The organism is Streptomyces sp. WI03-4A (assembly GCF_033792105.1).
Taxonomy (GTDB): domain Bacteria; phylum Actinomycetota; class Actinomycetes; order Streptomycetales; family Streptomycetaceae; genus Streptomyces; species Streptomyces collinus_A.
The window spans coordinates 109,588-123,993 of record NZ_JARAUO010000021.1 but is presented as its reverse complement, the minus strand read 5'-3'; the positions used below and the strand labels follow the sequence as shown (position 1 = coordinate 123,993).

10 protein-coding genes are annotated in these 14,406 nt (G+C 72.2%); 7 read left to right on the top strand and 3 right to left on the bottom strand.

Annotation, left to right across the window (positions count from 1 at the left end; translation table 11 throughout):
• The first annotated feature begins 45 nt into the window (after positions 1–45).
• On the top strand, positions 46–1,209 hold the full coding sequence (locus PV343_RS21945; protein WP_319148661.1) for a DivIVA domain-containing protein: 1,164 nt from the start codon (positions 46–48) through the stop codon (positions 1,207–1,209).
• A 235-nt stretch (positions 1,210–1,444) separates the two neighbouring features.
• Here the strand turns inward: PV343_RS21945 and ileS are convergent, their stop codons facing one another.
• Positions 1,445–4,597: an isoleucine--tRNA ligase gene (gene ileS / locus PV343_RS21940; protein WP_319148660.1), complete on the bottom strand. Its 3,153-nt coding sequence runs from the start codon at positions 4,595–4,597 to the stop codon at positions 1,445–1,447.
• A gap of 600 nt (positions 4,598–5,197) precedes the next feature.
• Here ileS and PV343_RS21935 point away from each other — a divergent pair.
• The 5 genes from PV343_RS21935 to PV343_RS21915 all read left to right on the top strand — a co-directional run bounded on the left by PV343_RS21935 (position 5,198) and on the right by PV343_RS21915 (position 10,692).
• A complete protein-coding gene (locus PV343_RS21935; protein WP_319148659.1) occupies positions 5,198–6,841 on the top strand; it encodes a TraR/DksA family transcriptional regulator in 1,644 nt (547 codons plus the stop codon).
• 66 nt (positions 6,842–6,907) lie between these two features.
• The gene (lspA, locus tag PV343_RS21930; protein WP_319148658.1) at positions 6,908–7,543 is read left to right on the top strand and encodes a signal peptidase II; all 636 of its coding nucleotides are present in this window, start codon (positions 6,908–6,910) and stop codon (positions 7,541–7,543) included.
• Positions 7,544–7,611: 68 nt separating this feature from the next.
• Positions 7,612–8,556, top strand: coding sequence for an RluA family pseudouridine synthase (locus PV343_RS21925; RefSeq protein WP_319148657.1), 945 nt, complete (start codon positions 7,612–7,614; stop codon positions 8,554–8,556).
• A complete protein-coding gene (locus PV343_RS21920; protein WP_319148656.1) occupies positions 8,553–9,020 on the top strand; it encodes a GNAT family N-acetyltransferase in 468 nt (155 codons plus the stop codon). The genes PV343_RS21925 and PV343_RS21920 overlap by 4 nt, the downstream gene beginning before the upstream one ends.
• A gap of 85 nt (positions 9,021–9,105) precedes the next feature.
• Positions 9,106–10,692: a Na+/H+ antiporter gene (locus tag PV343_RS21915; RefSeq protein WP_319148655.1), complete on the top strand. Its 1,587-nt coding sequence runs from the start codon at positions 9,106–9,108 to the stop codon at positions 10,690–10,692.
• A gap of 84 nt (positions 10,693–10,776) precedes the next feature.
• Here the strand turns inward: PV343_RS21915 and PV343_RS21910 are convergent, their stop codons facing one another.
• On the bottom strand, positions 10,777–11,883 hold the full coding sequence (locus PV343_RS21910) for a mechanosensitive ion channel family protein (protein WP_319148654.1): 1,107 nt from the start codon (positions 11,881–11,883) through the stop codon (positions 10,777–10,779).
• Positions 11,884–11,989: 106 nt separating this feature from the next.
• Here PV343_RS21910 and PV343_RS21905 point away from each other — a divergent pair, with 106 nt between their 5' ends.
• On the top strand, positions 11,990–12,565 hold the full coding sequence (locus tag PV343_RS21905; protein ID WP_319148653.1) for a dienelactone hydrolase family protein: 576 nt from the start codon (positions 11,990–11,992) through the stop codon (positions 12,563–12,565).
• A 36-nt stretch (positions 12,566–12,601) separates the two neighbouring features.
• Here PV343_RS21905 and PV343_RS21900 read toward each other — a convergent pair whose 3' ends face one another.
• A complete protein-coding gene (locus PV343_RS21900) occupies positions 12,602–14,272 on the bottom strand; it encodes an alkaline phosphatase D family protein (RefSeq protein WP_319148652.1) in 1,671 nt (556 codons plus the stop codon).
• Positions 14,273–14,406 lie beyond the last annotated feature (134 nt).

The window sequence follows — 14,406 nt, the reverse complement described above, 5'->3', positions numbered from 1 at the left end:
CGATACGGTCTTGCCGACTGCCGATGACTACGTTGAGGTGAAGAGATGCCGTTGACCCCCGAGGACGTGCGGAACAAGCAGTTCACGACCGTCCGCCTCCGAGAAGGCTATGACGAGGACGAGGTCGATGCCTTCCTCGACGAGGTCGAAGCCGAGCTGACCCGTCTGCTCCGCGAGAACGAGGACCTGCGCGCCAAACTGGCCGCGGCCACGCGCGCTGCTGCCCAGAACCAGCAGAACATGCGCAAGCCTCCGGAGCAGGACCAGTCGCACCCTCAGCAGCAGGGCATGCGAGGTCCCGGCGCACCGGTGCCCGCCGGCATATCGGGCCCGCCGCAGCAGCAGATGGGTGGCCCCATGGGTGGCCCGCCCCAGCTGCCGAGCGGTGCCCCGCAGCTGCCGGCCGGCCCCAGCAGCCAGGGCGGCCCGCAGGGTCCCGGCCCGATGGGTCAGGGTCCGATGGGTCAGGGCCCCATGGGTCAGGGCCCGATGGGTCAGGGTCCGATGGGCCAGGGCCCCATGGGCGGTCAGCCGCCCATGCAGCAGCAGATGGGTGGCCCGATGGGCGGCCCCATGGGCGGTCCGATGGGCGGCCCCGGTCAGGGTCCCGGTGGCGACAGCGCCGCGCGTGTCCTCTCGCTGGCCCAGCAGACCGCCGACCAGGCGATCGCCGAGGCCCGCTCCGAGGCCAACAAGATCGTCGGCGAGGCCCGCAGCCGCGCCGAGGGTCTGGAGCGTGACGCCCGTGCCAAGGCCGACGCCCTGGAGCGGGACGCGCAGGAGAAGCACCGCGTCGCGATGGGCTCCCTGGAGTCCGCTCGCGCCACGCTGGAGCGCAAGGTCGAGGACCTGCGCGGCTTCGAGCGCGAGTACCGCACGCGTCTGAAGTCGTACCTCGAGTCCCAGCTGCGTCAGCTGGAGACCCAGGCCGACGACTCCCTGGCGCCGCCGCGTACTCCGGCCACCGCGTCCCTCCCGCCGTCCCCGGCGCCCTCCATGGCTCCGGCCGGCGCGAGTGCCCCGTCCTACGGCGGCAACCAGGGGATGGGCGGCCCGTCCGCGCCGTCCGCCCCGTCCTACGGCGGCCAGCAGCAGATGACCCCGGCGATGACCCAGCCGATGGCTCCGGTCCGTCCGCAGGGTCCGTCCCCGATGGGCCAGGCGCCCTCGCCGATGCGTGGGTTCCTGATCGACGAGGACGACAACTGAGTATCGAGCACTAGTACGACAAGGGCGTCGGCAGCGTTCATCTAGGGCGGGGCCCCGGACTTTGGTCCGGGGCCCCGCCCTTTTACGCGGGTTGAGCCGGGTGTGCCGGACGTGTCGGGCCGGTCCCGCCCCCGCGCACACGGCCCCCGCGCGCACCCGCCGCACACACGGCCCCGCACACATGCCAAGGGCCCGGCCCCCCTGCCGGGGGGCCGGGCCCTCGGTGTGGTCCCGCTCAGGCCTTGCGCAGCCGGAAGACGAGGGACAGGCCCTCGTCGGTGAACGGCTCACCGAAGGAGGCGTCCGCCTCGCCCTGGGCGAAGTCGGTCGCCAGGACCTCCTCGGCGATCAGCCCGGTGTGCTCGGCCAGGGCCGCGACGACCGCCGGGTCCGTGGACGTCCAGCGCAGGGCGATCCGGTCGGCGACGTCCAGGCCGCTGTTCTTGCGGGCCTCCTGGATCAGCCGGATCGCGTCACGGGCCAGACCCGCCTGCCGCAGCTCCTCGGTGATCTCCAGGTCGAGCGCCACGGTGGCACCGGAGTCGGAGGCCACCGACCAGCCCTCGCGCGGGGTCTCCGTGATGATCACCTCGTCGGGGGCGAGGGCGACCGTCTCGCCGTCGACCTCCACCGACGCCGTGCCCTCGCGCAGCGCCAGCGACAGCGCGGCGGCGTCGGCGGCGGCGACGGCCTTGGCCACGTCCTGCACCCGCTTGCCGAACCGCTTGCCCAGCGCACGGAAGTTGGCCTTGGCGGTGGTGTCTACGAGCGAGCCGCCGACCTCGGACAGCGAGGCCAGGGAGGAGACGTTCAGCTCCTCGGTGATCTGGGCGTGCAGCTCCCGGTCCAGCGCCTCGAAACCGGTCGCGGCGATCAGCGCCCGGGACAGCGGCTGGCGGGTCTTGACGCCCGACTCCGCGCGCGTGGCACGGCCCAGCTCCACCAGCCGGCGGACCAGGACCATCTGCTTCGACAGCTCCGGGTCGATGGCGGAGAGGTCCGCCTCCGGCCAGGGGGCCAGGTGCACGGACTCCGGGGCGCCGGGCGACACCGGCACGACCAGGTCCTGCCACACCCGCTCGGTGATGAACGGGGTGATCGGGGCCATGAGCTTGGTGACCGTCTCCAGCACCTCGTGCAGCGTGCGCAGCGCGGCCTTGTCGCCCTGCCAGAAGCGGCGGCGCGAACGGCGGACGTACCAGTTGGACAGGTCGTCGACGAACGCGGACAGCAGCTTGCCGGCGCGCTGGGTGTCGTACGCCTCCAGGGCCTGGGTCACCTGGTCGGTGAGCGCGTGCAGCTCGGACAGCAGCCAGCGGTCGATCAGCGGGCGCTCGGCCGGGGCCGGGTCCGCCGCGGACGGCGCCCAGTCCGACGTACGGGCGTACAGGGCCTGGAAGGCCACCGTGTTCCAGTACGTCAGCAGGGTCTTGCGGACGACCTCCTGGATGGTCCCGTGGCCGACCCGGCGGGCCGCCCAGGGGGAGCCGCCGGCCGCCATGAACCAGCGGACCGCGTCCGCGCCGTGCTGGTCCATCAGCGGGATCGGCTGCAGGATGTTGCCCAGGTGCTTGGACATCTTGCGGCCGTCCTCGGCGAGGATGTGGCCGAGGCAGACGACGTTCTCGTACGACGACCGGTCGAACACCAGGGTGCCTACGGCCATCAGCGTGTAGAACCAGCCGCGCGTCTGGTCGATCGCCTCGGAGATGAACTGGGCCGGGTAGCGGCTCTCGAACAGCTCCTTGTTCTTGTACGGGTAACCCCACTGGGCGAACGGCATCGAACCCGAGTCGTACCAGGCGTCAATGACCTCGGGCACCCGTACGGCGGTCTTTCCGCAGCCGTCGTGACGGCAGGCGAAGGTGACCTCGTCGATGTAGGGGCGGTGCGGGTCGAGGCCCGACTGGTCGGTGCCGGTCAGCTCGGTCAGCTCCGCGCGGGAGCCGACGCAGGTGAGGTGGTCGTCCTCGCAGCGCCAGATCGGCAGCGGGGTGCCCCAGTAGCGGTTGCGGGAGAGCGCCCAGTCGATGTTGTTGTTCAGCCAGTCGCCGTAACGGCCGTGCTTGACCGTGTCAGGGAACCAGTTGGTCTTCTCGTTCTCCTGGATCAGGCGGTCCTTGATCGCCGTCGTCCTGATGTACCAGGAGGGCTGCGCGTAGTACAGCAGCGCGGTGTGGCAGCGCCAGCAGTGCGGGTAGCTGTGCTCGTACGGCAGGTGCCGGAAGAGCAGGCCGCGCTGCTTGAGGTCCTCGGTGAGCTGCTCGTCGGCCTTCTTGAAGAAGACGCCGCCGACCAGCGGCAGGTCCTCCTCGAAGGTGCCGTCGGGGCGGACCGGGTTCACCACGGGCAGGCCGTAGGAGCGGCAGACCTTGAGGTCGTCCTCACCGAAGGCGGGGGACTGGTGGACCAGACCCGTGCCGTCCTCGGTGGTGACGTAGTCGGCGTTCACCACGTAGTGGGCGGGCGCCGGGAACTCGACCAGCTCGAAGGGGCGCTGGTAGGTCCAGCGCTCCATCTCGGCGCCGGTGAAGGTCTGCCCGGTGGTCTCCCAGCCCTCGCCGAGCGCCTTGGCGACGAGCGGCTCGGCGACGACGACCTTCTCGGGATTTTCCGAGCCCTTCGTGGCGACGACGTAGGTGACGTCGGGGTGCGCGGCGACCGCCGTGTTGGACACCAGGGTCCACGGGGTCGTCGTCCACACCAGGAGCGCGGCCTCACCGGCGAGCGGGCCCGAGGTGAGCGGGAAGCGGACGTACACGGACGGGTCCACGACCGTCTCGTAGCCCTGGGCCAGCTCGTGGTCGGACAGGCCGGTGCCGCAGCGCGGGCACCACGGGGCGACGCGGTGGTCCTGGACCAGCAGGCCCTTGCCGAAGATCTCCTTCAGCGACCACCAGACCGACTCCACGTACTCGGGGTCCATGGTGCGGTAGGCGTCGTCCAGGTCGACCCAGTAACCCATGCGGGTGGTCAGCTCGGCGAAGGCGTCGGTGTGCCGGGTCACGGACTCGCGGCACTTGGCGTTGAACTCGGCGATGCCGTACGCCTCGATGTCCTGCTTGCCGGAGAAGCCCAGCTCCTTCTCCACCGCCAGCTCCACGGGCAGGCCGTGGCAGTCCCAGCCGGCCTTGCGGCCCACGTGGTAGCCGCGCATGGTGCGGAAGCGGGGGAAGACGTCCTTGAAGACGCGTGCCTCGATGTGGTGGGCGCCGGGCATGCCGTTGGCGGTGGGCGGCCCTTCGTAGAACACCCACTCCGGGCGGCCCTCTGACTGCTCCAGGCTCTTGGCGAAGATCTTCTGGTCGCGCCAGAAGTCGAGCACCGCGTGCTCAAGCGCGGGCAGGTCGACCTGGGCGGGCACCTGGCGGTACGTCGGCGCTGTCATCTGCGAGCATCCTCCAACGGACTTGCTGCCTTCCGTCGGAGGGACGAGAGCCTTCAATCGTCTACGCCGTGTGCGGCGCGCTCCCGCGGTACCACCCTCCTTGGCCCCTCGGCGTGCCGTACGCGCCGCTGAGCCCCCTCATTGGGGTCGCGAGCCGGTTCTACTCGCCGCGGGGTCTCCACGGCTTTCTTCCGGCGGCTCCGGGGTGATCTTCACGTCGCGCTCGCCCCCGGGCTCACACCGTCCCCGGGTCGCTCTGGGCTGCGTACGTCGCTACTCGTCCCCATCCACGCTTTTCGCTCCGCCCAGTGTACGGCGCCGCGCGGACAGCGGCCGACCGCTTTTCGCGGGCCCGCGCGGGCGCCCGAACGGGGCGGGGCCGGTGACCCGGATGGCGTCGGGCGCGGCGACGGGCGTCAGGGCCGGGCGGACCTGCCGGATTACCCGGCGGGGAGCGGGGCACAACGGATGCAGGTCCGCTGCGCGGGGGGTGCGGGCGGGCGAATCGGGCGGTGTGCCCCGTTGCCGCGGGACTCAAGTCGATTTATCGTCCCAGAACGATTCGCGTGCAAAATCACAATATGTGAAGGGGCCGCGGCCATGGTGGCGAAGAAGACCGCCGTACAGCAGCCGGCGACCGGCCGCTCCCGGGGCGCGGACGCCCCCGGAGCGGACGTGTCCCCGGGCGGGCCCGAGCGGACCGGCCACGGGAAGGGCACGCACGCGGACGACGCCTCGGCGGGCCGCGCGAAGCACGCGACGGCTGTCGCCGCGGCGGCAGGGAAGTCCTCCGGCGGTGGGCCGGGCACCGCCCCGGGTGGGGCACCCGCGGTGGAGGAAAGCGGGCGGAAGCGGGGTAGTACTGCCGGGGCCGGGAAGAAGACTGCGGTCGAGGGGGCCGCGAAGACCGGGACGACGACCGGCAAGGGGACGGGCGGGAGAACGGCGGAGAAGGCAGCGGGGAAGGCGTCCGCCAGGGACAGGACGACCGAGCGCACGGCGGCCGGGGAACCGGCGGCGGCCACGCCCGCATCGAAGAGGACGACGGCCGGGAAGGCGCCGCACGGCAGGGCGGGCACCGGGAGGACGGCGCACGGCAAGGCGGCCACCGGAATGACGGGAACCGAGCGGACGGCGGACGGCGAGGCGGCCACGGGGAAGACGGCGGCCGACAAGGCGGCGGACGCCAAGACGGCCACCGGGACGACGGCGGCCGAGAAGGCGGCGGACGGCAAGGCGGCCACCGGGAAGTCGGGGACCGAGAAGGCGACGGACGGCAAGGCGGGCACCGGAAAGACGGCGTCCAAGAAGGCGACGGCGAAGAAGGCGACGGGCGTGAGGCCGGCGGCCGGGAGGGCGGCGGCGAAGAAGGCGGGCGCCAAGGAGGCTGCAACCGCCGGGACGGCCACCGGTAAGGCGGGCGCCAAGGAGGCGGCCATCGGGGGAGCGGCCACCGGGGAGGCGGTCGCCGCCGAGGGGACGAGTGCCTCGGCCGCTCCGAGGCCGGCCGCCCGGAAGACGGCGGCGGCCAGGACGGCCGGGGGAAAGGCGAAGGCCGCCGGGAAGGACGTGGCGGGCAGGGCGGCCTCCGGGACGGCGGCCTCGAAGCGGACGGCCGCACAGGAGACGGCCGCCGGGAAGGCGGGCGGCGAGAAGGACGGCACCGGGAAAGCGGGCGCCGGGGAAGCCTCCGCGGGGGCGGCCCGGAAGAGCACGGCCAAGAAAGCGGGCGCGGCGCGGGCCGCGAAGCAGACGGGAGCCACGACAGTGGTTGCGAAGAAGACTCCGGGCACGGCCACGGCGGAGCAGGGCGCCGTTCCCAAGGCACGGCTCGCCGCGGTGGAGCCCGGCGAGCTGGCGGTGCGTCCCGGCGAGGACCCCTGGACCCCGGAGGAGGTCACCGAGGCCCGGGCCGAGCTCCAGTCCGAGGTGGAGCGGCTGCGGAACGAGATCAGCACCTCCGAGGCGTCCCTCGTGGGCCTGATGCGGGACTCCGGTGACGGCGCGGGCGACGACCAGGCCGACACCGGCACCAAGAACATCACGCGCGAGCACGAGATGGCGCTGGCCGCCAACGCGCGCGAGATGCTGACGCAGAACGAGCACGCCCTGGAGCGGCTCGACGCGGGCACCTACGGCCTGTGCGAGAACTGCGGCAACCCGATCGGCAAGGCCCGCATGCAGGCCTTCCCCAGGGCCACACTCTGCGTCGAGTGCAAGCAGAAACAGGAACGCCGCTCCTGAGCACCGGGGTCCGCCTGACCGTGCCGTAGTCTCGTCTCAGTCAGGCACCTAGGTTGAGGGACTCACGTGGCAGAGGCGGAGCGCATCATCGGTACGCCGGACACCCCGGACGGCGGCGGCGAGCGGGCGGCGGCGGCCGGGACGCCCGCCGGTCCGGACGCGTCCGGACCGTCCGGCGCGGGCGAGCCGGCGACGCCGGCACAGCGGCGGACCGGGCGCGGGCGCAGGATCGCCGTGCTGTTCGCGGTGGCCGCGTTCGCCTACGCCCTCGACCTGATCAGCAAGCTGCTCGTGGTCGCGAAGCTGGAGCACCACGAGCCGATCCGGCTGATCGGCGACCTGCTGGAGCTGCACGCCATCCGCAACCCCGGCGCGGCCTTCGGCTTCGGCGCGGCCTTCACGGTGATCTTCACCCTGATCGCGGCCGCCGTGATCGTGGTGATCATCCGCCTGGCGCGCAAGCTCTACAGCTTCCCCTGGGCGATCGCGCTCGGCCTGCTGCTCGGCGGCGCGCTCGGCAACCTCACCGACCGCATCTTCCGGGCGCCCGGCGTCTTCGAGGGCGAGGTCGTGGACTTCATCGCGCCCAAGGGCTTCGCCGTGTTCAACCTGGCCGACTCGGCGATCGTGTGCGGCGGCATCCTGATCGTCCTGCTGTCCTTCCGCGGCCTGGACCCGGACGGCACCGTCCACAAGGACTGAGCCCCGGGTCGTACCGGTTGTCCACAGGCTCGTGCGGGGCCGCCGCGGCCGTCCGGCATACTCGACGGGTGAGCACGATTCCCGAGATCCGTACCCTGCCCGTGCCCGACGGCCTGGAGGGCGAGCGCGTCGACGCCGCCATCTCCCGCATGTTCGGCTTCTCCCGCACCAAGGCGGCGGAGCTGGCCGCGGCCGGCAAGGTCCAGGTCGACGGGGCGGTGGTCGGCAAGTCGGAGCGGGTGCGCGGAGGCGCCTGGCTCGAAGTCGAGATGCCGCAGGCGCCCGCGCCCGTGCAGGTGGTCGCCGAGCCGGTCGAGGGCATGGAGATCGTGCACGACGACGATGACGTGGTCGTGATCGTCAAGCCGGTCGGCGTGGCCGCCCACCCCTCGCCGGGCTGGAGCGGCACGACCGTCATCGGCGGCCTCGCCGCCGCCGGGTACCGGATCTCCACCTCGGGTGCCGCCGAGCGCCAGGGCATCGTGCACCGCCTGGACGTCGGCACCTCCGGCCTGATGGTGGTCGCCAAGTCGGAGCGGGCGTACACCTCGCTCAAGCGCCAGTTCAAGGAGCGCACGGTCGACAAGCGCTACCACACCCTCGTCCAGGGCCACCCGGACCCGACGAGCGGCACGATCGACGCCCCGATCGGCCGGCACCCCAACCACGACTACAAGTGGGCGGTCACGGCCGACGGCAAGCCCTCGGTGACCCACTACGACCTCATCGAGGCCTTCCGCGCCGCCTCCCTGCTCGACGTGAAGCTGGAGACCGGCCGCACCCACCAGATCCGCGTCCACATGTCCGCCCACCGCCACCCCTGCGTGGGCGACCTGACCTACGGCGCCGACCCGACCCTCGCCAAGCGGCTGCGCCTGTCCCGCCAGTGGCTGCACGCGGTCCGGCTCGGCTTCGAGCACCCGGGCGACGGGCAGTGGGCCGAGTTCGAGAGCGACTACCCGGAGGACCTGAGCAAGGCCCTCGACCAGGTACGCGAGGAGACCTACGCGTGAGCACGCCCGTCACCGTCCGGATCGCCGAGGACCCCGCCGACCGCGAGGCATGCTTCGCGATCCGCAAGGAGGTCTTCGTCGCCGAACAGGGCGTCCCGCAGGACATCGAGTACGACGCGTACGACGCCGTCGCCGTCCATGTCCTCGCGGTCCGCGAGGACGGCGAGCCGCTCGGCACCGGGCGCCTGCTGTTCGGCGAGGCGGCCGCCGCCAAGACCGGCGGGGACGCGTCGGTGGGATCGCTGGGGCGGCTCGCCGTCGCCGGCGCGGCCCGCGGGCTGGGCATCGGCGTGGCCCTGGTGCGGGCCATCGAGGAGGCGGCCCGCGCGCACGGCCTGTCCGCGGTGGACCTGCACGCGCAGAGCCACGCCCTGGGCTTCTACGAGCGCCTGGGCTACGAGGCGTACGGCCCGGAGTTCCTGGACGCCGGGATCCCGCACCGGTCGATGCGGCGCGTGCTCTAGCCGAGGCCCCCGGAACGGCCGGCGGGCGGGCGCCGTGGCAGGCTGGTGGCCTGCCGTGTGATCGTCGACCCCCGGAGCGCTGGCCGTGGATCAGTTGGCCCTGTTGTTCGTGCTGCTGCTGGGGGCCCTGGTCAGCGTCCCGATCGGGGACCGGCTCGGGCTGCCCGCGCCGGTGCTGATGACGCTGCTCGGCGGGGCGCTTGCGGTGGCCGACTTCGTCCCCAACGTCGACATCCCGCCCGGGCTGATCCTGCCCGCCCTGCTGCCGCCTCTGCTCTACGCCGCCGTACGCCGGACCTCGTGGCGGCAGTTCGCCGCCAACAGACGGCCCATCTTCCTGCTGGCCGTGGCCCTGGTGTTCGTGACGATGCTGTGCGTGGCGGCCGTCGCCCACACGATCGTGCCGGGGCTGCCGATCGCCGCCGCGCTGGCGCTGGGCGCGCTGATCGCCCCGCCCGACCCGGTCGCCGCCACCGCGGTCGCCGGGCAGCTCGGGCTGCCGCGCCGGCTGGTGTCGATCCTGGAGGGCGAGGGCCTCTTCAACGACGTCACCGCCATCGTGCTCTACCACGTGGCGATCGCCGCCGTGGTGAGCGGGGAGTTCTCGGCCTGGCGCGCCGGGCTCGACCTGGTGCTGTCCGCCGTGGTCGCGGTGGCGGTCGGGCTGGTGCTCGGCTGGGGCGCGAACCGGCTGATGGACCTGCTCGGCGACCCCACCCTGCAGATCGGCATGACCCTGCTGGTGCCCTACGCCTCCTACGTGCTCGCGGAGGAACTGCACGGGTCCGGCGTGCTGGCCGTGCTCACCACGGCCCTCTTCCTCTCCGAGTACGCCACCGACGCCGACGACGTGATGACCCGGCTCGCCGGCCACACCTTCTGGGACATCATCGACACGCTCGTCACCGGCGTCGCGTTCGGGCTGATCGGCCTCGAACTGCACAACGCGATCAGGACGGCGTCCGGGCGCTGGGGCGAGATGCTCGGCTGGGCCGCCGCGACCGCGGGCGTCGTCGTCCTCGTCCGGCTGCTGTGGCTGCTGCCCGCGACCTGGCTGACTCAGCGGCTGCACGCCCGGCGGGACTACGACGAGGAGATCCCGGTGAGCTGGCGGGAGACCGTGGTGATGTGGTGGTCCGGGATGCGCGGGGTGGCGTCGGTGGCGCTGGCGCTGGCCATCCCGCTGGAGACCGGCGCGGGGAAGCCGTTCCCCGACCGCGACGAGATCGTCTTCATCGCCTTCGGAGTGATCATCGTCACCCTGGTGCTCCAGGGGCTGACCCTGCCGTGGCTGGTGAAGCGGCTCGGGGTGCGGGCCGACTCCGAGCGGGAGAAGGAGTTCGAGAAGGAACTGGCCCGGCGGGCGGCGAAGGCGGCCAAGAGCAGGCTGCGGGAGATCGAGCAGGTGGAGGACCTGCCGGAGGAACTGTCCGAGCAGATGCTGCGGCGGGCCTTCGACATCGGCATCCGGATCAGCCCGGACATGGGCGAGGAGGAGCGCCGGGAGGCGCACCAGCAGCGGGCGCGGCGGCTGCGCCGGGTGCGGCGGATCCAGGGCGAGATGCTCAGCGCCGCCCGGCACGAGGTGCTGGCGGCGCGCAGCGAGCCGGGGGCCGACCCGGAGATCGTGGACCGGGTGCTGCGCCATCTGGACGTACGCAGCCTGCGCTGACCCGGCGGGCCCGTCGGACGTGGCCGCCTCCCGCACCGGCCGGTCCCGCCCGGTGCCGGGCGGGACCGCTGAGGGCGGGGCCGTTCAGCCGCGGCCGGTGCGCGGGAACTCGTAGGCCCTGCGCAGGGTCGCGCCGTCGGGCGACGGGACGCGGCTCGGCGGGAGCACCCCCTCGGAGGTGTTCACCCGCGGCAGGGCGTAGGGGTGCTCCGTGGACAGCCAGCCGATCATCTGCTCGCGGACGGTGACCCGGACGGTCCAGATGTCGTCCGCGTCCTTGGCGGTGACCAGGGCGCGCACCTGGATGGTGTTCGGGGTCGTGTCCGTCACCTGGAGGCTGTAGGCGCGGCCGTCCCACGCCGTGCACTGGCGCAGGATGTCGCGCAGCTTCTCGCGCATCGCCTCGATCGGCGCGCTGTGGTCGAGGTGCCAGTAGACGATGCCCGTCATCTGCGGGGTGCCGCGCGACCAGTTCTCGAAGGGGTTGGAGGTGAAGTAGGAGACCGGCATGGTGATCCGCCGCTCGTCCCAGGTCCGCACCGTCAGGAAGGTCAGGGTGATCTCCTCCACCGTGCCCCACTCGCCGTCCACCACGACCGTGTCGCCGATGCGCACCATGTCGCCGAAGGCGATCTGGAGCCCGGCGAACATGTTGGACAGGGTCGACTGGGCGGCGACACCGGCGACGATGCCGAGGAGTCCGGCGGAGGCCAGCAGCGAGGCACCGGCGGCGCGCATCGCCGGGAAGGTGAGCAGCATCGAGGCGCTGGCCACCACGATGACGATCGCGGAGACCACCCGCATGATCAGTTCCACCTGGGTGCGCACCCGGCGCACCCGGGCGGCGTCCCGGTGGACACGCGCGTAGCGGGAGTAGGAACTCTCGACGATCGCCGAGGCGATCCGGATCACCAGCCACGCGGCGGATCCGATCAGCACCAGGGTCAGCGCCTGGCCGATGCCGACCTGGTGGTGCTCCAGGAGTTTCGCCTGGTCGTACGAGCCTCTGAGCATGGCGGCGCACAGGACGAGCTGGTAGGGGATGCGGCCGCGCCGAAGCAGCCCCCACAGCGGTGTCTCGGAATTTCGTTCGTCTGCCTTGCGCAGCAGCCGGTCGGTGGCCCACCCGATGGCCAGGGTGAGCAGTACCGTGCTGCCGAGCACGATCAACGGACGGAGTACGTTCTCCATCCTGCGCACCTAACCGGAGTCGGCGGTTCATGAACATGTGAGTTCCGGCCGCGGATGGGTACGGCCGCGGTTCGGCCCGGTCGTACCGGGCTGGCACCATGGCCTCATGAACATCATGCTCTTTCACTCGACGTACGGGCTCGGGCCCGCGGTGCGCGAGGCCGCGGACCGGCTGCGCGCGGCCGGCCACGAGGTGTGGACGCCGGACCTCTTCGAGGGGCGCACGTTCGACACGGTCGAGCAGGGCATGGAGTTCGAGCAGGGGATCGGCAAGGACGAGCTGCTGAAGCGGGCCGTGCTGGCGGCCGCTCCCTACTCCGAGCGCGGACTGGTGTACGCGGGGTTCTCGCTCGGCGCCTCCGTCGCCCAGACGCTCGCGCTCGGCGACGAGCGGGCTCGTGGCCTGCTGCTCCTGCACGGCACCTCGGACATCGCGCCGAACGCGCAGGTGGACGAGTTGCCGGTGCAGCTGCACGTGGCGGAGCCCGACCCGTTCGAGACGGACGACTGGCTGAGCGCCTGGTACCTGCAGATGGGCCGGGCGGGCGCGGACGTCGAGGTCTACCGGTACGCCGGGGCCGGCCACCTGTACACCGACCCCGCGCTGCCGGACTACGACGAGGAGGCCGCCGAGGCCACCTGGCGGGTGGCGCTCGGCTTCCTCGACAGCCTCTGGAAGTGAGCTTCTAGAAGGCGGTCACGGGCCTCCGGAGGGCGGTCACACCGGGTCGTAGGTGCGCTCGATCTTCTGCGTGCCGCTGCGGGTGCGGTAGGAGCGGACCCAGGCGGAGGTGGCGTTCGCGTTCGTGCGGTCGGACAGGACGTAGTAGTCCATCTGCGTGCGGTCCGCGGTGATGTCCAGGACGCCGTAGCCGTGGCGGTCGGTGTCCACCCAGTGGACGTGCCGGTTGGCGGCCTTGATGACCGGCGCGGCGATCGCCGAGACGGTGCCCTCGGGGACCTTCACGATGTCGTCGAGGTTGTCGGAGGTCACCGAGGTGACCACGAACTCGGTGGCCGCCGAGGCCGACAGCGGGTAGGTGCCCGCGTCCACCGGCACGTCGTTGGCCCACGCCATGTGGATGTCACCGGTCAGGAAGACGGTGTTGCCGATGGCGTTGGAGCGCAGGTGGCCGAGCAGTTCGCGGCGGTCGTCGGTGTAGCCGTCCCACTGGTCGGTGTTGGCGGCGATGCCCTCCTGCGGCAGCCCGAGCAGCTTGGCGAGCGGCTTGAACAGGTCGGCGGAGAGCGAGCCGAAGGAGAACGGCGAGATCATCACCGAGTTGCCGACCAGCCGCCACTTGGTGTCGGAGGCGGACAGGTTCGCCTTCAGCCAGTCGAGCTGGGCGCGGCCGGTGATCGTGCGGTTCGGGTCGTCCACCGAGCCGCTGGCCGTCGACGCCTGCTGGGAGCGGAAGGAGCGCAGGTCCAGCAGGGAGAGGTCGGCGAGCTTGCCGAAGCGCAGCCGGCGGTAGGTGGTGCCGGCGATGGCGGGACGGACCGGCATCCACTCGAAGTAGGCCTGCTTGGCGGCGGCCTGCCGGGCCGTCCAGGTGCCCTCGGCGCCCTCGGTGTGGTTGACCGCGCCGCCCGACCAGGAGTTGTCGGCGAACTCGTGGTCGTCCCATATCGCGATGACCGGCGCCTTCAGGTGCAGTGCCTGGAGGTCGGGGTCGGTCTTGTACTTCGCGTGCCGGATCCGGTAGTCGGCGAGGGTGAGGATCTCGTTCGCGGGGGCGTGCGGACGGACCACGGTGCCGCGGGCCGCGTACTCGCCCGACTTGTACTCGTAGATGTAGTCGCCCAGGTGCAGCCACGCGTCCAGGTCGTTGCGGGCCGCGAGGTGGCGGTAGGCGGAGAAGTAGCCCGCCTCCCAGTTGGCGCAGGAGACCACGCCGAAGCGCAGACCGGCGACGGCGGCGTCCGCCGCCGGCGCGGTGCGGGTGCGCGCCGCCGGGGAGTCGGTGCCGCCGGCCGAGAACCGGAACCAGTAGTCCGTGGCCGGTGCCAGGCCGCGGATGTCCGCCTTGACGGTGTGGTCGGAGGCGGCCGTCGCCGTCGTGGAGCCCTTGGCGACGATGCTGGTGAACGCCTTGTCCCGGGCGACGGTCCAGCTCACCTCGGTGTCCGGGCCGACGCCGGAGCCGGGCAGGGCCTCGGGGACGGGGGTCACCCGGGTCCACAGCAGGACACCGTCGGGCAGCGGGTCGCCGGACGCGACGCCGTGCAGGAAGGCGGGGGCCTGGTCGGCCGCGCGCGCCGGGAGGGTGGCGGCGAGCGGGCCGGCCAGCACAGCCGTCGCCGCCGCGGCCTTGACGACCGTACGGCGGCGGGGAGAAAGGGAGTTGAGGGCCTGGTGGGCCTCAGATGATCTGTATCGACTGGTCACGGCGCATCAGATTACTGATCGGTACGTCATGCGCGCGAGCGAACCCCCAAATGTTCCCTATGTTTGGTTCGGGTTCCTGAAGAGTTCAGGTCGACATCGAGCTTGCGCAGGGTGCATTCGCCGTTCGATGCCGC